We start from the raw sequence: 19,104 nt of genomic DNA, 5'->3' as shown, positions 1-19,104 counted from the left end.
TCATCTATATCGAATTAATCATAACGCTGGTACATGGCTAATGAGACGATTTAGTATATCGTCTGTTGATAGACCAGAGGCTTGGGCTTCAAATGAGGTGATAATTCGGTGCCGAAGGACTGGCAAGGCGACTTGTCGAACATCGTCAGGGGTGACGAAATCGCGACCGTTTAGTAGGGCATTGGCACGAGCGCAACGATCTAATGCCAGTGTGCCACGTGGACTGGCTCCAAATTCAATCAGCTTCAAATCTTGCGCTTGTTGCCCAAGATACAGCTCTGGTTGGCGTGTCGCTACCACCAATTGCACAATATATTGCTCAACATTTTCAGACATGTATAAGCCCAATGCCTGTTGCTGTAAGGCCAAGATTTGCTTGGGACGACAGAGTGCTTGCGGCTTGTCTGTGGTGGTTTTGTGCAAGTCTTGTTGTCGAACGAGACGAAGTACTTCTAGTTCACTGTTGGCGCTTGGGTAATTAAGGTTGATTTTCATCATAAAGCGATCAAGTTGCGCTTCAGGAAGGGGGTAAGTGCCTTCTTGCTCAATGGGGTTCTGGGTGGCGATGACAAAAAACAACGCTGGTAAAGAGTAGCTTTGATTGCCTACCGTGACTTGCTTTTCCCCCATGGCTTCCAGCAAGGCGGATTGTACCTTTGCGGGCGCGCGGTTGATTTCATCGGCGAGTACAATGTCATTCATAATGGGCCCAGCAACAAAGCTAAACTGTCCGGTTTCTTGTTGGTAAATGTCGGAACCGGTTATGTCACCTGGCAGTAAATCTGGGGTGAACTGAATACGTTGGAAGCGGCTGTCTATGGTATTGGCTAATACCTTGGCCGCCGTGGTTTTGGCAATGCCTGGTGGCCCTTCTAAAAGAACGTGACCATTGGCGATGAGCGCAACCAATAATTCGTGTGTTAATTCTTCTTGACCAATAATGGCTTGATTGAGGTGATCTTTTAGTTGCTCAACAAGAGTTACCATCGAATTGAGATTCCTTATACTTCTGTCAAAAAAGGTGTGAAGGCCATATAATAGTGCCCATCTTATCGGATTCAAATCTTTACGCACAGAGCGAACTTTGTAAGGGTAATGTAAGCACAGGAAAGAATAATGGCGAAACTTGTATTAAATGTGGCTTTGCCTGCGTTTAAATATAAAGCTATGTACGCTGGTGCTGCAAAGAATTTAGTGGCAAGTAGCTTAGATGGACGTAAGGTACAATTACCTTTGTCCGCGTTTCAATCTTTTGTCACCCACCAAGGCATTCATGGTTTGTTTGAAGTCGAATTTGATAGTAGGAATAAATTAGTGGGTGTGACTAAACTGAGATGACACCCAAGATTGCAGATGATCCCATTGAGGAGCTTTTTTATGTATCAGTTTGCCCGCTCGCTATTGTTTAAATTAGACCCAGAAGTGTCACATGAGCTGTCGTTGGACATGCTCGCAGCGAGCAGTCGATTAGGCTTAAACAAATTCTTTTCTAGCTTGCCATCGACGAAGCCAGTGGATGTAATGGGCTTACGTTTTCCAAATGCAGTTGGTTTAGCGGCAGGGCTAGACAAAAATGCCGATGCTTTTGAAGCGCTGGGGGCTTGTGGGTTTGGGTTTGTGGAAGTGGGGACGGTGACACCGAAAGGTCAAGCGGGTAACCCAAAACCGCGCTTGTTTCGACTGCCGGAACACGAAGCCATTATCAACCGCATGGGGTTTAACAATAAGGGTGTCGATCACCTAGTGTCACGTATTCAAAAGCATCGTTACCCTGGTATTTTAGGGGTGAATATTGGTAAGAATCTCAGTACGTCGGTTGAAGATGCGGCGGCTGATTACCTTGCGTGTCTGGAAGCCGTGATACCTTATGCCGACTATATTACCGCGAACATCAGTTCGCCAAATACGCCGGGCTTGCGCAGCTTGCAATTTGGCGAGAGTCTTGCTGAATTGATTTCCCCATTGGTAGAAGCACGAGATCGCTATCAAGCAGAGCAGGGTAAACGCATTCCGTTGGCGGTAAAAATCGCACCGGATATGTCGGACGATGAAATTAAATTGGTGGCTGATACCTTGGTAGAGCAAAAAGTCGATGGCATTATTGCGACCAATACGACCTTGTCCCGTGATGCTGTGAGCGGTCATCGCTTTGCTGAAGAAGCGGGTGGTTTAAGCGGTGCTCCAGTACGTGATGCTTCAACTCATGTGGTGCGAGTGTTGGCTGAGCATTTGAAAGATACGTTACCTATTATTGGTGTTGGTGGTATTTCTACTGGTGCTGATGCGGTTGAGAAATTGCAAGCGGGTGCGCGATTGGTGCAAATGTATTCGGGCTTTATTTATCATGGACCGGAATTGGTCAAAGAAGCCATCGCAAGCACTGACGCTTATTATCGAGAACGAGATTTGAATAACTGAATAACGAACTGTAATTTAGCGCGAAAGACGATGCGATCGTCCTCGTGCCAGGGCGGGATTTGATCCCGCCTTTCTTATTTATGGCTTGACCATATTGTCATGACACTGAACCAAAAGTATTGATAAATGAACCCAAATACAGAAACACCAGAGCAAGTGATGTACGCATTAGAAATAACCTGTCCGATCGGCATGGAGAATGTTCTTGAAAAAGAGCTGCACGCTGAAGGCTTAACACAAACTCGCTTAGGTGAAGCGCAAGTTAAACTGACAACGGACTTGGAAGGCATCTATAAAGCATGTCTTTGGTCTCGAGTTGGCACTCGCGTTATGTTGCCCATCGCCCAATTTAAAATGGAATCTGCGGACGATTTGTACAATGGGGTAAAGGCCATTGATTGGTCACAGCATTTGCTGGTTACGAATACCCTTGCGATTGATTGTCATGGTACCAACCATCACATACGTAACACTCAGTTTGGCGCGGTGAGAACAAAAGATGCCATTGCGGATTACTTTGTTGCCCAAACAGGCGAGCGTCCAAACGTTGAGAAAAATCAGCCCGATGTTCGTATCGCGGTCCGAATTAAGCGCGATGTTGTGACGGTAAGTGTTGATCTGTCTGGCGAGAGTATGCACAGACGCAGTTATCGCCAGCAAGGTGCAATGGCGCCGCTAAAAGAAAACTTAGCCGCGGGCTTGCTCTTGAGAGCGGGCTGGGGTGTGGATTCCGATCTGAAACAATTGATTGATCCTATGTGTGGTTCAGGGACGTTTTTGGTTGAGGCCGCCATGATGTCATTGGACATTGCGCCAGGCTTACGTCGTCAGTATTGGGGGTTCAAAGGTTGGAAGCAGCATGATCACCGCTTATGGCAACAATTAAATGACTTGGCTAAAAATCGCAAAAAAGACCCTGAAAGTTTAGGCATTCGCTTTCAAGGCACGGATCGAGAGCAAAAAGCCATTGCGGCCGCTCGCGAAAACATCAAGCGAGCAGGTTTGACTGGACTCATCGAGGTGAGCATGTCGTCATTCCAAGAGCACGAATTCATCGTAGATGACGCACAGCCAGGCTTGGTTATTACGAACCCTCCTTATGGTGAGCGTTTGGGTGATGAAATGGCATTGATTGCTTTGTATCGTCAATTAGGTGAGTGGGTTGTAAATCACGCTCATGGCTGGCAATTTATGATGCTGACCAGCAATGATCATTTGGCTCGTCAAATCCCAGTTCGTCCTGAAAAAAGTACACGAGTGATTAATGGCGGTATTGAGTGTCGAGCTTATCAATTCCCTGTTACCTACGGTAATATTAAAGCGGATGCGGTTGCCCAATCTGTGATGACGCCTGGTGCGCAAATGGTGGCGAATCGTCTGCAAAAAAACCTAAAGAAAATGAAAAAATGGGCTGTTAAAAACAAAATTCAGTGCTTCCGTGTGTACGATGCTGATATGCCTGAGTATGCCGTTGCGATTGATTTGTATAACGACTGGGCTCATGTGCAAGAGTATCAAGCGCCAAAAAGTGTTGACCCTGAAAAGGCTAAGCAACGGTTATTCGAAGTGGTGTCCGCGATTCCAGGCGCATTAAACATTGCGGAATCGAATGTGGTGGTGAAACATCGTCAGCGTCAAGCGGGTAAAGGCCAGTACGAGAAGCTCGATCAATCACAGCATGAGATGATCGTAGAAGAATACGGTTGTGACTTTATTGTTAATCTTAAAGATTATTTAGATACTGGGCTGTTTTTAGATCATCGACCTGTTCGTAAATTGATTCAACAAAAAGCCGACGGCGTGCGTTTCTTAAATCTATTTTGTTATACCGCGTCGGCGTCGGTTCATGCTGGTCAAGGTGGGGCTTTGACGACATTGAGTGTCGATATGTCAAATACTTACACGGATTGGGCACGCCGTAATATTGAATTGAATGAGTTCTCAGATCGTGATCATACGGTGGTGCGAGCAGATTGCTTTGAGTGGTTAAAACAGAGTCGTGACGAATTTGATCTGATCTTTATGGATCCTCCGACTTTTTCTAACTCCAAGAAAATGGCGGATGTGTTAGACATCCAGCGAGATCACGGCGATTTGGTGCGATTGGCGATGGCGAGGTTGGCTACGGAAGGTGAACTTATTTTCTCCAATAATTACCGTCGTTTCCGTTTGGATGACGATCTAATGAGTGAGTTTGACGTACAGGATATTACCCGTTCGACATTGGATCCGGATTTTGAGCGCAATAGTAAGATCCATCAGTGTTATCTTATTAAACATAAATCTGTGCCTTAAGCGTTGGATCCAGTATAATTTCCTGAAAATTAATTTCGATTGTTTGTAAGTTATTTAACTTGCTGATTTTAAAAGGTTTATAAGTTTCTAGTATGAGAAAAACATTTCGTCTTGTGATTAGTTGTCCCGATCGAGTAGGGATTGTAGCGGCCGTTAGTCAGTTCTTAAACGAGCGTTCTGGTTCGATTATTGAAGCAAGTCATCACACAGATTTAGAGCAAAAATGGTTTTTCATGCGTCATGATGTTGATGCTGAGAGTCTTGCCATTGATGTTGACACTTTCCGTGAGGAGTTCGCGCCAATTGCGGAAGAGTACAACATGAAGTGGTACGTAAAAGACAGTGAAGACCGTCCAAAAGTCATCTTAATGGCGACCAAAGAGTCTCACTGTTTAAATGACATCATGCACCGCTGGCACACAGGTGAACTGAACTGTGAAATTGTCGGGGTCATTGCGAACCATGAAGACCTTCGTTCTATGGTGGAATGGTATAACGTGCCGTACTTCTGCATTTCAGTACCAAAAGAAAATAAAATGCCAGCCTTCCAAGAAATTGAAGCACGCATTGATGAAGTCGGCGCTGATACCATTGTACTGGCTCGTTATATGCAAATCTTCCCAGAATATTTGTGTGAGAAATACAAGCATCGAGTGATCAATATACACCATAGTTTCTTGCCGTCCTTCATTGGCGCTAAGCCTTATCATCAGGCGGCTGTGAGAGGGGTTAAGCTGATTGGGGCAACGTGTCATTATGTGACGGCGGATCTGGATGCAGGTCCAATCATTGAGCAAGATGTCATTCGAGTTCGTCACAGCCATTCTGCAGAAGATATGGTGCGACTGGGGAAAGACATTGAAAAACTGGTTCTGTCCCGAGGTTTGCGTTATCACTTGGAAGATCGCGTTCTGGTGCATGGGAATAAGACGGTCGTCTTTGCTGACTAGATCGCTAAAATATTGATGAAAAAGGGAAGGCCTTACAAAGGTCTTCCCTTTTTTTATGTTTTTTATCTTTTTGTAATATTAAGTTAGTTGAAATTTCGTTTTCCGAAAAAGCGTCTATAGTTATTTTTATGAGTTAATTAACGAGACGGCAATGAGAGGGAAATGATGAAACTCAAGTTAACGCCAACTCAAAATTTATGCGTTGGATTTTTAGAGTCTGGATTCAAATTGGTTCAGATGGGAGAGCAATATTATTTTGTCAAGGGAGAGAGAAGGCAAAAGGTGCTCCCTAAAACATTAGATGCTTTAGTTAACCGAGGTGCGTTGTCTTACACAGATCAAGGAGATTATATTTTAAGTGCGGAGTTTGTTGCCCATCGTAAGCGAATGAGAGAAACCAACGAAGCTGTTCCTGTGCGTCATTAAGTGGTGGTTCTGCTTGTTTAACCCAAACTTTTCATTATTGAAAAGTTTGGGTTTTTTTTGACTGTTTTTAATCTTATTTACTGGATAGAGCTTGGCGTTTGAGTAAACAAATAACCCACCGCTTGAGCCAAATTAGGGCTAATACGTTCGCTTCGTAATAGCTGCCATAATGGTTGCTTTGTTTCCGGGTGTTGGCTTAGTTCGGCGGTGATCTGTTTGAAGGCAATGTAACCGTCATCACGATGTGCGAGTTTTTCCATCACAATTCTAAGCAGCTGTGGGTTGGCACTTAGCCAATGAGGGCATTTGGCTGCTAACGCTGCGATCAGGTGAATGTCATCGTCTGTGCAGCTCGCTAAGTCACCTAAAATGCCAAACAAAGGCAGCAACAAGGCATCATTAAATGGCGCTTTGGAAAGGCCGCGAACATAGCTGGCTTTTAATAAAGCATCTTGCTCAGACGACAGTTTTTCAATCAACACCTGTTGTAAGTTCTCTGGTAAGTGCTGATGTTCTAAGGCGTGGCAAAGAGCAGAGACAAAGGCGGATGGCGCATCCGCAATTGCTTTTAATGCTAGGTCACAGTGGGCTTTGTCATCCATTCTAACGGCCAGTTCGGCAATGCCTTGTAAGCCAAGGTTTTGCCATTGCTCTCCTTGGGCTGCAATGTCATTTTTCAGATATTGGATTACATCATGATAGTAATGAGACGCGGCTTTGTTCAAATCTTTGGCTAACCGTGCATGAAAGCTGGCCATGCGTTCTTGATCTGGTTTAAAAGCATAAGGACTATCTTCTAACGCTTCTGATAAGCCTTGTTGTTCGCCTTTGTGAAGAATTTTATCAACAAGGGTTTTGATAAAATGATCGCGAGTGCCTAAATTCAATGCACCTGCTTCGTCCAGCGGTAACTTCAAAAACCAAATCACGCCTTCGTTTAAAGTGTCATCTTTGGTGGCGTTTTTGTCTTTTAATAGGCAAGCTAACCATGCATGCTGTCGAAAAGGGTATGGGTAAGCCTGTTGCTTACGGTCAAATTGGATGGCTTGCTGCGGCGTTATCTTATTAAGGCAGCGTCCAAGATCGTAGTAGCTTACATCACAACCGACCATATCAAATAAGTCGGCAAGGGATTCAATTTTATTCATGCTAAATATTTGCTCAAGTGGCCGATAAATTACCCAATGTATTATTTATCGGTGATAAACAGAAAACCTATTTTACCGTTTTTATAAGGAGAAATCAGGTTGAATCAAACCTTTTCTGATCATCATGCTCTGGCGGACCTGTTGATCACGTTGCAGATCCGCTTGCAACAGAGTGGGCTTTGGGAATGCGAGCAACCAAGTCACGAAGCATTGCAAAGTCAGCAACCCTTTTGCATTGATACCATGTCGTTTGAACAGTGGCTTCGGTACGTGATGATTGAAAAATTTAAATACCTTTTGCAAAGTGGCTCGGCTTTACCTAATCGCTGTCATATTTCGCCTATGGCAGAGGAGGCGTTTAAGGGAAATATCGGTGTTGATGTGGACGGTATTGTTGGCTGTCTTGATCAAATAGACAAACATTTAAGTGCTCAATAAACGATGCTGTCTTTAAATGCCAAGCAAGTGTTGAGAGACTTGGAATGGCTGGTGGATGGGCATTATATTCTTGCTGATTTTCAGTTGGGGCCTTACTGGCGATCCGATTGGCGGGAAATACTTACTTTGCACAGACACAATCCAACCTCTTTGATGGCAAAGCTTGAGCAAACGAAATCCCATTTCTTAGGCAGTTATTTTGAGGCCCTGTTCAGCTTTGCCATTTCTGAGTTATCTGTATTAAGCATTCAGCGAGAGCATTTTCAAATAACGCGCCAAGGCAAAACATTAGGGGAAGTTGACATGCTTGTCGCTCTGCCTGATGGCTCGTTGCAGCAATTTGAGTTGGCCATTAAATTTTATCTCCATCGGGCAGATTTGGCACCCAATGACTGGATTGGACCAAATAAGAATGATAGTTTGGTTAAAAAGGTTACTCGGGCTCGACAGCATCAATTACAAATTCTGAAGACAGAAGAGGGGGCAAACAGCATTCGGGATTTGTCTTCAGGTGGTGATATTCGTGCCAGTTTACTGATGTTTGGTCGTTTATATAGAGGGCTGCACACGGAATCTGATTTGGATGAGTGGTGGCGCGAAGAAGGTGGTGCGTGGCTTCGAGCGAGTGATATTTTATGGTTAAGCAAATATTTTTCGTACTTTATTGTTTTGGAAAAACCACATTGGTTGGCTTTTCCGTGTTTTAAGGAGGATTTTACTTTCTTTTCTCCTGAAACTGCATACAATCTTGTAGGCAATTTCCTACATGATGATCGCCCTTTGCACCTTTGTCTGAGTTCTAGTGAATCTGAGGCAAATGGAATAAAAAGGCATGTGTTTGTGGTTCCCGATACGTGGTGAAAACGGCTTGTCTAGCCAGTTATATAGTCGCTGTAGCATCTGATGTATTTGAGTAGTATTAAATTGAATGACTGACTTAGAAGAAGTTCTCCAAAATAAAATGCCGTCGGCGGCATGGGTCATTGACGTCGAACATTCGACTGTGCCTATGTTGAATCCGGCTGCTGAGCGTTTATTGGTCGGCTCATTAGGTCAAATTCAAGCGGGTCAGCGTCAAATTCCTCTTGCTTTGAAACAGAAATGGCAAAGTCGATTGTCCCACAGTCAAAAAGACCAGCGGTTCTCATGTCGATGGCCCTTTTCATCTGACCCATCGCAAAGCTATCAATGCGTCGGAAGTACGGTCCAGTTAGCCGATGGCCGCAATGGCATACTGCTCGAGGTTAGCTCTAACGCCATCACTCAAACTCCTTCCTCCGTTCCTGAAAAAGACATGGGCTTGTTGCGGCAGTTTAAAACCTTGTCCTTTGCTATCTTTTCCCTTGATGGCCAATTTATCAACGCCAGTGATTTTTTTCTAAACCATTTTGGTGAAGTAAAGCACATTAATTATTTGTTTGCGGTGTCTTCGGCGGCAAAGAGTTTTATGGCTCGTGTTAATGGTCAGTCCAGTTTGTCGCAAGAAATTATGCTGTCGACAGCAAATGGCGTTCGTTGGCATAGAATTGAAGCCAGTTTTGATGCTGAATTAGGTCAAATATATCTATTGGCTCATGATATTCAGGAAGAGCGAGATCATGAAGTGGCTTTATACCGGTTAAACAATTATGACAGTTTGACCAATTTGCCAAATCGAAACCTATTGTACCAACAGCTTGAAAGTGCTTTGCAGAATGCTAAAAAGCGCGAGCGTCAATTTGGCTTGATGTATTTAGATCTTGATGGCTTTAAGGTGGTCAATGACAACTTTGGTCATCGAGTTGGGGATGAATTGATTCAGCGTGTTGCTGAACGCATTAAGTCGAGTATTCCTGCAGGAGCGTGTTTATACCGCTTAGGTGGTGATGAATTTGTGGTGGTATTAGAAAATACCAATGCGTTGTCGGAGCTTGAGGACATCGCACAGAGCATTATGCAAAATGCCAGCAACACATACCCTGTTGCCAAGATGGACATGATGATCAGTGCCAGTATTGGGATTGCCAGTTATCCGCAACATGCGGATGATGTCGACAATTTACTGAAAAATGCGGACGCCGCGATGTATCGTGCCAAATCCACTGGGCACAATTTGTATTTCGTCTATGAAAATCAAATGGCCGATAACATTAATGCTCATTTAACCTTGGGCGGTGGTCTGCGAAAAGCCATTGAAAATGAAGAATTTGAATTACATTATCAGCCGAAAGTGGCCTTGCCCGATGAGAATGTGGTTGGTGCAGAGGCATTAATTCGTTGGAATCACCCAGAGTTAGGTATGGTGAGTCCAGATAAATTTATTCCTCTGGCAGAAGAGAGTGGTTTAATTCTGCCATTAGGCGAATGGGTCATTCGTCGTGCTTGTCGTCAGTTACAAGAATGGCGAGAACAGGGTTATCCTGCTCTGTGCTTGTCGGTTAATCTGTCCAGTCGTCAATTTATGCAGGCTGATTTGGTGGATATGGTGCAGACAATACTGGAAGAGACTGGGGTGGATCCTGCGTATCTGGAATTAGAATTAACGGAAAGTATGTTGATGACCGATGCCAAGCAGTCAATTGAGAAGCTTCACAGTTTTAGAGAACTGGGGCTGACTTTGTCCATCGATGATTTTGGAACGGGCTATTCCTCACTTTCTTATCTGAAGAAGTTTCCTATTCAAACGTTGAAAATTGACCGTTCATTCATCCATGATATTGGTATTGACGGTGATAATGATGCGATTGTCAAAGCCACCATAGCGATGGCCAAAAGCTTGAATCTGAAAGTGATTGCCGAAGGTGTGGAGCACAGATCGCAAGTGAATGCGTTAGGGGGGTATGATTGTCAAGAAGTACAAGGGTATTTGTACTCCAAGCCATTACCCAGTGCGGATTTTGTGCAATTTATGCAAAAGCAAGTAGGGCATGAGTCTTTCTCTCTTGTCGAAACGGGCACCTTATAAAATGCAATTATTCGTCAATTTCTAAATGACTACTTGCGAGCCTATCAGGAACCTTTTAACCTAAGCGCCAGACTGTAATTGACGGATTAACTGTGCCTTCCCTCAAAAATTTATCTTGTCCTATTGATGGTGCGGATCTTCAACTTGAAGGTCGGAGCTTAAGATGTGCTCATCGCCATAGTTTTGATTTAGCCAAAACAGGCTATGTGAATTTATTACCTGTACAAAACAAACGCTCGAAAGACCCTGGTGATAGCAAAGAAATGGTGCTCTCACGTCAAACCTTTCTTAATCAACAGCATTACTACCCAATTGTCGACGCAATTTTTGCTTCTTGGCCAAAAGACCTGCTTGTTACCGGTGTGCGTATTTTGGATGCCGGTTGCGGTGAGGGATATTACTTATCACACCTTGGTGAAGCGTTTGATAAACATAATATGATGACTGATCGGATCGGTTTGGATATTTCCAAATGGGCCGTTATGTCAGCGAGTAAACGCGATAAAGAGATTGGATGGATTGTTGGTAGCAATGCCAGTTTACCCGTGCCTGATAAGCGTTTTGATGTGATTTTATGTTTGTTTGGCTTCCCTGTTTTCGAAGAATTTTCACGTGCTTTAGATGACTCTGGGCAGTTGCTGTTAGTTGAATCTGGACCACGTCATTTGATTGAACTGCGTGAAGTGCTTTATGAGCGTATTCATGATTATAAGCCGACTTTTCCAGATGGCATTGCCGATTTTGAGCTGCATTCCGAAGAGTCAAAATGCTTTTCATTTGAACTGGATAGCCAAGCAAAAATTCAAGATTTATTGAGTATGACACCGCACATTCATAAAGCGTCATATGAAGGAAAATTGGCCATTCAAAAGAGAGAGACGATGAGTATTACCGCCGACATTAAGTTGCGCTGGTATCGAAAAAAGACAGGAGAGAAGTAGATTATGCCAAAGCAAAAAATAGAAGACCTTTTTAAGAAGAACCGTGATTGGGCTGCCAAGGTATCCGCAGAAGATCCTGAATTTTTTTCCACTCTGTCAAAACAACAACAACCAGAATATTTATGGATAGGCTGTGCAGACAGTCGAGTACCAGCCAATCAGATTGTTGATTTATTACCGGGGGAAGTATTTGTCCACCGTAATATTGCCAACGTTGTTGTCCATACGGATTTAAACTGTTTGTCTGTGATTCAGTTTGCTGTTGATGTACTCAAAGTGAAACACATCATGGTAGTAGGACATTACGGTTGTGGTGGCATTAAAGCGGCGATGGGGACAGAAGAACATGGCATGATTGATAATTGGTTACGCCATATTAAAGATGTGTATCGCCTTCACCGTGAGGAAATTGATGCTATTGAAGATGAGCATCAACGCTTTGATCGTATGTGTGAATTGAATGTGATGGAACAAGTGTCCAATGTCTGCCAAAGCAGCATCGTTCAAAATGCTTGGAAGCAAGGACAGGAATTACACGTTCATGGTTGGTGTTACAGTATTGATAACGGCCATATTACCGACTTAAAGGTCTCAGTATCGGATGCTCAACAAGCAAAAGAAACGTTAGAAAACCTATAATCGTCATCAATAAAAAAGCCTCTGATGCTTTTCTTAAGGAGCGTCAGAGGCTTTTTTGTTGTCAAATCCTAGGTGTTTTACCCTAATGGCAGTGTTTCTTTAAAGATTGTTGCTTTCCGCAATGGCCTTAGCACAAACCGCAATGCTAGAACGTAACCAGATATGGCCTGGGTCGTGTTGCAATAATGGGCTCCAGAGCATTTTTAGTTCGACGGGCTGAATTTCAAAAGGTGGAGGTAAAACGGCCACATGAGGATTGTCTTTCATTAGGCGTGTGGCTAAGGAAGGCAAGGTCGCAATTAACCCAAGTTGTTCAGTAGCACGCATGGCGACATTGTAATTACGAGTGAATAGTCGAATATTACGTTTGAAGCCAAGGTCTGCTAATGTGCCATCGACCCAGCCCAGTTTTTGCACTTCTTCGGGCTGGATACCCACTCCTACACCGAAACCGGTCTTGCTTACCCAAACATGTGGTGAAGACAGGTACGTTTCTAGACTGAAGTTTTTAGCAATTTCTGAATTGGTTGGCACAAGACAAGAAAACTGGTCGACCCAAACGGATTTCTGATGGAACGACTGCGGTAGGGTGTCAAATCGGTTGATGACTAGGTCTACTTTGCCTTTCTCAACGTCGTGGAAACTGACATCACTTGGATTCATTACATCCAAAATGACATTAGGGGCCTCTTCCTGTAATTTTTTCATTAATGGTGGAATGAGGGTGGCTTCTGCATAGTCACTGGCCATGATGCGAAAGACTCGTGAGCTGGATTCCGCTTCAAAGTTCTGACCAAGATGCAGCACTTCATCCACAGATTGTAGAATATTTTGTACTCTTGGTTGCAGCTGGATAGCCAGCGCCGTCGGCATCATGCCATCGCTGGTTCGGACCAGCAGAGGGTCATGAAATAAATCTCTGAGTCGTCTTAGTCCATTACTCATGGCAGGTTGTGTAATGCCAAGTTGGTTGGCGGCATGAGTCACGTTTTGTTCTCTTAACAAAGAATCCAAGTAACGAAGTAAATTGAGATCTATTTTGTCTAGCTGCATATGGAGAGGGGCCCGTGTCCACTAACAATGGGGCTGCATCATACTCTATTTCTTGAATGAATAGAATGATCGCCCCATATTAGCTTGTGCCAGATTAGGGGTTAAAGACCTTGGCTGAGTTGCTCAATGACTTCATAGCAAGCCCCCATTGTGTGGTAATCCGTTTTACCCGCCGGGCTTTTACAATCATCAATGGCGTGATTGTCTTGAGTCAGTATGCGAAACCATGCGCCGTATTGATGGTCAATCATGTTTTCCCAACTGTATTGCCAAAGCTGCTGATATTTTTCCCAATAGTGAGATTGTTGTGTCATTATGGCGAGCATGGCCGCAGCGGCAAACGACTCAGCTTGTACCCAAAAGTATTTATCACCATCACAAACCTTACCTTGTGGATCATATCCATAGCAAAGGCCCCCGTGCTGTTCATCCCAAGCTTTGTCCCAAGCTTGATTGAATAAACGTTCAGCGGTTGGGATAAGCCAATCGAGTGGTCGGCGTTGATGGATTAGCAATAATAGTTTGGCCCATTCTGTTTGGTGACCTGGCTGAAACCCCCATGGTCGAAATAAATGTTTTGGGTCATGCTGGTTATATTGCCAATCGACTTGCCAGTCTTGCTGGTAGTGCTCCCATATTTCTCCGTTGGCAAGTTCAGCTTGGCGTAGACAAATGTGTTGTGCCAAGGTTTGTGCACGATCAAGGTAGTGGGTTTCTTGAGTTGCGTCGTAAGCGGCGAGTAAGGCTTCACATGAATGCATGTTGGCATTTTGGCCTCGATAAGGAGACACAATTTGCCAATCTGCTGTAATTTCGTCTTTATAAAGCCCATGGCTGGCATCCCAGAAATGTTCTTCCATCGTCAAAAAGGTTTCTTCTAGCCAGACCTTCGCTTCACTGATGCCAGCTTTGTAAGCCATTGAATACGCTAACATAACGAAGGCAAAGCCATAACAATGATTGGTTTCGTCTAGGTTCTTTTCACCCTTAAGCAGCCAAACATAGCCGCCATTTTTTCGTAAATGGCGCTGACGTAAGTAGTTAACACCGTGTTTCGTTGCGTCAAGGTAAGCTTGTTGTGGGTCGGCAAGATAAGCTTTGGCATAGTTAAAAACAAACCGAGTACTGCTAACTAGGTGGCGAGTGTCGGCGTCATAAATGTCGCCGTTATCTTTATAGAAATGATAAAACCCCCCTTTAGGGTCGATACAATGAGGGTGGTAAAACGAGAAAGTCGATTGAATATGAGACTTAAGAAAGTCGATAGACTGAAAGTCGACAGTTGCTGGCATGGTATTATCCTTAAAACGGTCATGATGACCTTGTTATTTTTGTTACGTGGAAATTGATAATGAGACGTCAAGTCCATGTTTATGATTACGTTATTAAATCAAACTAATTAAATCAACTAGATTTAATAAATAGAAGTGGTTAGTTTACAGACCTCTAAAAAAGGTAAGGTTGAAATGAAGTCGTCAGGCAGTACTTCTGAGCAAAGTCGCATTTATAATGAAAGAATCATTTTACAACTGGTTCGACAGCACCCAGAGATTTCCCGAGTCGAAATTGCGAAGCGCACTGGATTAAGTGCTCAAACCATTTCTGTGATTACCTCTTCATTGTTGGAGAGAGAGTTATTGTGTGTGGTCGGCAAGGTGACAGGGCGTCGTGGGCAGCCTTCCATTAAATTAAGCATCAATCAGCAAGGTGCGTATGGCTTAGGTATCAATGTAGACCGCAACCATATAAGTGCCGCGTTATTGGATTTCAGTGGCGCGCAAGTTTTATTGTTGGAGCGAGAAGTGTCTTTTCCAACGGAGTCTTCGGCGAAGAGCATTGCCCGCGATGTCATAGAAGAAGTCAAACAAGAGCTTGGTCAGGATTGGTTAAAGGTAAAAGGCATCGGTTTGGCTAAGCCAGATTACATGGATTCCTGGTTAGACAGTTTGGTGACCAATTCAGACCAGCGCAGTGACCTTGACGCGTTAAAAGCTGCATTGGCCTATTGGCAATCTGATGCATTTGACGCTTGGTTGGCTGACGTTACAGGCTTGCCTTGCTTTTGTCAGAACGATGCCGCGGCGGCGGCCACCAGTGAATTATTATTGGCACCGAAACCTCCGTCCAAAGATTTCTTTTATTTGTTTGTTAGTACAGCGTGTGGTGGCAGCTTGGTGGCAAATGGTGAATGCTACTTCGGTGCCAATGGTAAGGCGGGCAGTTTTGGCCTGATTCCAACGACGACGGGAAAGCATGGCCAGTGGGTATTGGAAGCGTTGTCATTATCCTCTTTGCATCGTTATTTCATGGCAAAAGGGATGATTTGGCCTGAGCAAGATCATGACTGGTTACAGCCTTCTTATCGTATTGACATTGAATGTTGGGCGATGGAGGTAGCCGAGGAGGTGAAAGCGGCCTTAGTGTCTGTTATCGCTTTGTATGACCCTCAAGTTATCTTAATTGGTGGGCGATTGCCTGAGGTGGTCTTAACACAGCTGATTATGGCATTGAGTCAGGTCGTATCGGCAAATATTGTCTTGCCTATGCCTGACATACAGATTGCACAAACAGGCTATACTGCAGGTGTGTTAGGGGCAGCAGTATTGCCTCTGTATGAGACATTTGCGCCACAAAAAAACGTATTGCTGCTTAGCTCAAAAGAGGCTTGACGTTATGAGGTTAGAAATTCAATGCGAAGATAGAGTGGGGATGATACGGGAAGTCTTGGACATCTTTATCCCCCATCAAATCGACATACGTTTGGTGGAAGCTGACTCTAAGTTGCGTTGTATTTATTGTGGCTTTTCTGATATTCCCTTCGCGCAATTACAGAGTTTGTTGGCTGAAATTCGCAAATTAGACAGTGTCGAAGACGTTAAAACCATTCGGTTTACCCCCTTTGAACGGGAGCATAATGCTCTCTATACTTTATTAGAAAGTTTACCTGATGGTGTGATTGCGGTTGATTTGACTGGTCGTATTACCATGCTAACGGAATTGGCTGCAGAGGATTTAGGGGCGTCTGTAACTGACTTGATGCATCAACCTTTACAGCAGTTTATTAAGGGCATTCACTTTTCAAAAAGTGCTTGGGCCAATCCCAAAGCGGGTATGAGTAAGCGAATTCGTATTCGTAATAAGACCTTACTATTAGAGATGCGACCTTTTTTCGTCGCAGACGATGAAGGGGATATTCCGGCTGGTACAGTGATTTATTTAAAATCCGAGCAACGCTTAGATCGACAAGCCGCCAACCTAAAATTAGTGCCAGAAGCGGAAAATCATCTGGAGACCTTTTTTCAGCCTGAAGTAATCAAGAGTGCAGCGATGGCGCATACCCTTAAGCAAGCCAAAGCCTTTGCGGAAGTGAATGTGCCATTATTTGTGCAGGGGGAGGTTGGAACGGGGAAGCGTCATTTAATTGAAGCCTTATTTCAATACTGGCAGAAGCGTCAATCCGAGCAAGACGCTGAGCTGGTGGTGCGACATGCTAAAGACATTCAATTGGACGACATTAAAGGCTTGGAGAAACACTCAGGTTGGTTTGTTATCGATCAAATTGAACATTTGGCACCAGAACAGCAGCTAAATCTATCGAGCTGGCTTCACCAGCAAGCGGATTCGGTCACCAGTTTTGATCGGCAAATGCGTCTGGTGACTTTATCGAGTTTGTCCCAAACGGACTTGTTAGCTGCTGGCTTAGAGGCGTCTTTGTACTTTGCGTTAGCCAAAGTCAGTTTGACTATGCCTGCCCTTAGAGATCGCAGAGAAGATCTTGAGGGGTTAATAATGCATTTGCTGCGAGATTTAACTGAGCGTTATCGTAAGCCAATGCCAAACCTTTCTAAAGAAGCCTTGAGCAAGTTGAGTTTGCATTCGTGGGTTGGAAATTTGTCTGAACTGCAAAACGTGTGTTTACAGACGTTGTTGCAGACAAAAAATAAGACATGGATGCCGCAAGACATTGAATTACCTGAAGGCAAGCATCTTTCTCTGACATTACAAAATGACTCGTTAGAACAAACGGTAAAAGCTTGGGAATCAACATTATTGAAGCAGCTTTATCCGCATTACCCAAGTACTCGGCGTTTAGCGAAAGCGGTTGGAATGAGTCATAGCGCGATCGCGAATAAACTCAAAGAATATGGTATTCAAGGAAAATAAAATCCCGCTTATTGAATGTTGATCAATGAGCGGGGTTTTTAATAGAGGGGTGTGAATAGTTTAGTAAGGACGTTGGCTGCGAACAGGTTGACGCTTTTCTTCGCGTTCAATCTTAATCGGCTGTAACTTTGTTTTTGGCTGAGACACTGATTTCTGGATATTGGCTACCAAGAAAGCAATAACTGCACAAGCAGCTACGAACAATACAAATTCAAACATGGCATTTCTCCAAACTAATTATTCTTATAACAATATGGTGCATTATGACCACAGGGTAAAGTGAAATATGTTGTCTTTTCGTTAATAAGGGCGAATTTTATTGTTTCAAGTCTCGCCGTTTATAGGTTGTATCTGGCACGCAAATAACGAGCCACCCCATCCTCATCATGGTGACCAATGACCTCAGTAGCGGCTTCCTTGACATGCAACAGCGCGTTGCCCGTGGCGAAGGCTTCATCGGCCTGATCAAACATGGATAAATCGTTATCACCGTCTCCGAATACAATGAGTTTTTCGGCACCAAATTCTTGCTTTAGTTCCATTAACGCTGAACCTTTACAAACATTGCTATGATGGACATCAATCCAATGGGCGTCAGGATTATAGATGCCGCCACCTGAATACGCGGTCAGATGATCGTGCTTGTGACTTTCTTGAACGATTTTCTCAATAAAATCTGGATGACCTAATGCGCTGATGTTGGTGATTTTCGAATGCTTAGTAAGTTCTGTTAACGGGTGTAGGCTCATGTTTTTGTGATTGCCGAGTTCATTGGCAATGTGATCGCTCAAGTGGCCAATTAGTGGCGCGTGGTAAACTTGATGTGAGCCATCATCGGCCAAACAAAAGATAAAAGGCGTGATCTTGTGTTCGGCAAAGGCATCTAATAGATCATCAATGTGGTCATGGTTTAGCAAATGACGGTGGCGGTACTGATTGGCTTGCGGTTCCCACCATTCCACGCCATTTTTAAAAATCTGCCAATTTGGGAAGTCATGGCCAGCAATGCACGGCATGGCGGCCAGATGAGTTCGCCCAGTGGCAATGGTGTAAAAAATACCCGCTGCTTTGAGCTTCTCAAGTGTTTCTAGGGTGTAATTAGACAACCGCTGATGTCGATTAAGCAGGGTGCCGTCTAAATCAAATGCCACTAGTTCCATAGTCACCTCATTTCATTGAGTGAGCACTATCGCATTTTGTGACTTTGAACTTCAACCTTTGTAAGGTTGATTTTTTGTATCTGGCGGAAGAAAGATCAAGAGGGAAGAGAGAGTAGGATGGTGTTTATTAAGGCAAACCATCCTACTTAAGCATTACTTTTCGGTTAATGCTGGCGCTGAAAAAACAATGCCCTTCCAGCCATTTAGAATAAATTGGCGAATATTTTGGTGGTCATTACCTTGTGGGTTTTGCAGTACATCCACACGGTAAAAGTCACCGAATAAAGCCAGAGTCTCAGCTTCGTTGAGTTGGTTTAGCGAAGCAAAGGCAAAAATTTTGCAAGACCCATTGTTCTCATTAGCTGCGTTGCTTTGTTCACCATTGGTAAAGGCCGTTGGGGTGAATTCATATTCATGATCAATGACGGCAATAACGTCTTTAAACGCCACTTTTTCTGGGGATGATTTGACGATTTCGATTAACGTTTGTGTGTTTAGCATGACAACTCCAGCTAGGTTGGTGGTCAC

General features: G+C 43.9%; 19 protein-coding genes. 12 read left to right on the top strand and 7 right to left on the bottom strand.

Annotation, left to right across the window (positions count from 1 at the left end):
- Nucleotides 1-18: 18 nt before the first annotated feature.
- A complete protein-coding gene (locus OA79_RS11550) occupies nucleotides 19-1,005 on the bottom strand; it encodes an AAA family ATPase (protein WP_269447841.1) in 987 nt (328 codons plus the stop codon).
- A gap of 111 nt (nucleotides 1,006-1,116) precedes the next feature.
- Between OA79_RS11550 and OA79_RS11545 the strand changes: the two genes are divergently transcribed.
- The 5 genes from OA79_RS11545 to OA79_RS11525 all read left to right on the top strand — a co-directional run bounded on the left by OA79_RS11545 (nucleotide 1,117) and on the right by OA79_RS11525 (nucleotide 6,089).
- Nucleotides 1,117-1,338: a DUF2835 domain-containing protein gene (locus OA79_RS11545; protein ID WP_063333391.1), complete on the top strand. Its 222-nt coding sequence runs from the start codon at nucleotides 1,117-1,119 to the stop codon at nucleotides 1,336-1,338.
- A 39-nt stretch (nucleotides 1,339-1,377) separates the two neighbouring features.
- On the top strand, nucleotides 1,378-2,418 hold the full coding sequence (locus OA79_RS11540; protein WP_063333390.1) for a quinone-dependent dihydroorotate dehydrogenase: 1,041 nt from the start codon (nucleotides 1,378-1,380) through the stop codon (nucleotides 2,416-2,418).
- Nucleotides 2,419-2,544: 126 nt separating this feature from the next.
- Entirely contained in the window at nucleotides 2,545-4,713 is a 2,169-nt protein-coding gene (gene rlmKL / locus OA79_RS11535) for a bifunctional 23S rRNA (guanine(2069)-N(7))-methyltransferase RlmK/23S rRNA (guanine(2445)-N(2))-methyltransferase RlmL (RefSeq protein WP_063333389.1), read from the top strand.
- Nucleotides 4,714-4,805: 92 nt separating this feature from the next.
- On the top strand, nucleotides 4,806-5,663 hold the full coding sequence (gene purU, locus OA79_RS11530) for a formyltetrahydrofolate deformylase (RefSeq protein ID WP_063333388.1): 858 nt from the start codon (nucleotides 4,806-4,808) through the stop codon (nucleotides 5,661-5,663).
- Nucleotides 5,664-5,825: 162 nt separating this feature from the next.
- The gene (locus OA79_RS11525; protein ID WP_231908859.1) at nucleotides 5,826-6,089 is read left to right on the top strand and encodes a formyltetrahydrofolate deformylase; all 264 of its coding nucleotides are present in this window, start codon (nucleotides 5,826-5,828) and stop codon (nucleotides 6,087-6,089) included.
- A gap of 77 nt (nucleotides 6,090-6,166) precedes the next feature.
- On the opposite strand, the gene OA79_RS11520 is transcribed toward OA79_RS11525, so the two are convergent.
- The gene (locus tag OA79_RS11520) at nucleotides 6,167-7,237 is read right to left on the bottom strand and encodes a DUF3549 family protein (RefSeq protein WP_063333387.1); all 1,071 of its coding nucleotides are present in this window, start codon (nucleotides 7,235-7,237) and stop codon (nucleotides 6,167-6,169) included.
- A gap of 99 nt (nucleotides 7,238-7,336) precedes the next feature.
- Here OA79_RS11520 and OA79_RS11515 point away from each other — a divergent pair, with 99 nt between their 5' ends.
- The 5 genes from OA79_RS11515 to can all read left to right on the top strand — a co-directional run bounded on the left by OA79_RS11515 (nucleotide 7,337) and on the right by can (nucleotide 12,199).
- Nucleotides 7,337-7,675 carry a YqcC family protein gene (locus OA79_RS11515; protein ID WP_063333386.1) on the top strand — a complete coding sequence of 113 codons (339 nt, stop codon included), beginning with the start codon at nucleotides 7,337-7,339 and terminating at the stop codon, nucleotides 7,673-7,675.
- A 3-nt stretch (nucleotides 7,676-7,678) separates the two neighbouring features.
- Nucleotides 7,679-8,536 (top strand): DUF1853 family protein, encoded by an 858-nt coding sequence (locus OA79_RS11510; RefSeq protein WP_063333385.1) that lies wholly within the window; start codon nucleotides 7,679-7,681, stop codon nucleotides 8,534-8,536.
- Between the two features lie 67 nt (nucleotides 8,537-8,603).
- Entirely contained in the window at nucleotides 8,604-10,619 is a 2,016-nt protein-coding gene (locus tag OA79_RS11505; protein ID WP_063333384.1) for a putative bifunctional diguanylate cyclase/phosphodiesterase, read from the top strand.
- Nucleotides 10,620-10,711: 92 nt separating this feature from the next.
- Nucleotides 10,712-11,560, top strand: coding sequence for a putative RNA methyltransferase (locus OA79_RS11500; protein WP_063333383.1), 849 nt, complete (start codon nucleotides 10,712-10,714; stop codon nucleotides 11,558-11,560).
- 3 nt (nucleotides 11,561-11,563) lie between these two features.
- On the top strand, nucleotides 11,564-12,199 hold the full coding sequence (gene can / locus OA79_RS11495; RefSeq protein WP_063333382.1) for a carbonate dehydratase: 636 nt from the start codon (nucleotides 11,564-11,566) through the stop codon (nucleotides 12,197-12,199).
- Nucleotides 12,200-12,298: 99 nt separating this feature from the next.
- Here the strand turns inward: can and OA79_RS11490 are convergent, their stop codons facing one another.
- Both OA79_RS11490 and OA79_RS11485 read right to left on the bottom strand, forming a co-directional pair.
- Nucleotides 12,299-13,252 carry a LysR family transcriptional regulator gene (locus tag OA79_RS11490; RefSeq protein WP_063333381.1) on the bottom strand — a complete coding sequence of 318 codons (954 nt, stop codon included), beginning with the start codon at nucleotides 13,250-13,252 and terminating at the stop codon, nucleotides 12,299-12,301.
- A gap of 101 nt (nucleotides 13,253-13,353) precedes the next feature.
- Nucleotides 13,354-14,544 (bottom strand): AGE family epimerase/isomerase, encoded by a 1,191-nt coding sequence (locus OA79_RS11485; protein WP_063333380.1) that lies wholly within the window; start codon nucleotides 14,542-14,544, stop codon nucleotides 13,354-13,356.
- A 174-nt stretch (nucleotides 14,545-14,718) separates the two neighbouring features.
- On the opposite strand from OA79_RS11485, the gene OA79_RS11480 reads away from it, so the two are divergent.
- On the top strand, nucleotides 14,719-15,921 hold the full coding sequence (locus OA79_RS11480; protein ID WP_063333379.1) for an ROK family transcriptional regulator: 1,203 nt from the start codon (nucleotides 14,719-14,721) through the stop codon (nucleotides 15,919-15,921).
- A gap of 4 nt (nucleotides 15,922-15,925) precedes the next feature.
- Nucleotides 15,926-17,416 (top strand): TyrR/PhhR family helix-turn-helix DNA-binding protein, encoded by a 1,491-nt coding sequence (locus tag OA79_RS11475; protein WP_063333378.1) that lies wholly within the window; start codon nucleotides 15,926-15,928, stop codon nucleotides 17,414-17,416.
- A 60-nt stretch (nucleotides 17,417-17,476) separates the two neighbouring features.
- On the opposite strand, the gene OA79_RS18235 is transcribed toward OA79_RS11475, so the two are convergent.
- The 3 genes from OA79_RS18235 to OA79_RS11465 all read right to left on the bottom strand — a co-directional run bounded on the left by OA79_RS18235 (nucleotide 17,477) and on the right by OA79_RS11465 (nucleotide 19,077).
- A complete protein-coding gene (locus OA79_RS18235; protein WP_156486261.1) occupies nucleotides 17,477-17,635 on the bottom strand; it encodes a hypothetical protein in 159 nt (52 codons plus the stop codon).
- 119 nt (nucleotides 17,636-17,754) lie between these two features.
- Nucleotides 17,755-18,576 (bottom strand): HAD-IIB family hydrolase, encoded by an 822-nt coding sequence (locus OA79_RS11470; protein WP_063333377.1) that lies wholly within the window; start codon nucleotides 18,574-18,576, stop codon nucleotides 17,755-17,757.
- 153 nt (nucleotides 18,577-18,729) lie between these two features.
- Nucleotides 18,730-19,077, bottom strand: a complete 348-nt coding sequence (locus tag OA79_RS11465) for a HopJ type III effector protein (protein ID WP_063333447.1) — start codon at nucleotides 19,075-19,077, stop codon at nucleotides 18,730-18,732.
- Between the last annotated feature and the right edge of the window lie 27 nt (nucleotides 19,078-19,104).

The organism is Marinomonas sp. TW1 (assembly GCF_001625355.1).
Taxonomy (GTDB): domain Bacteria; phylum Pseudomonadota; class Gammaproteobacteria; order Pseudomonadales; family Marinomonadaceae; genus Marinomonas.
Note: the sequence above shows the minus strand (reverse complement) of the source record. Positions and strands in the feature narration are given on the sequence as shown.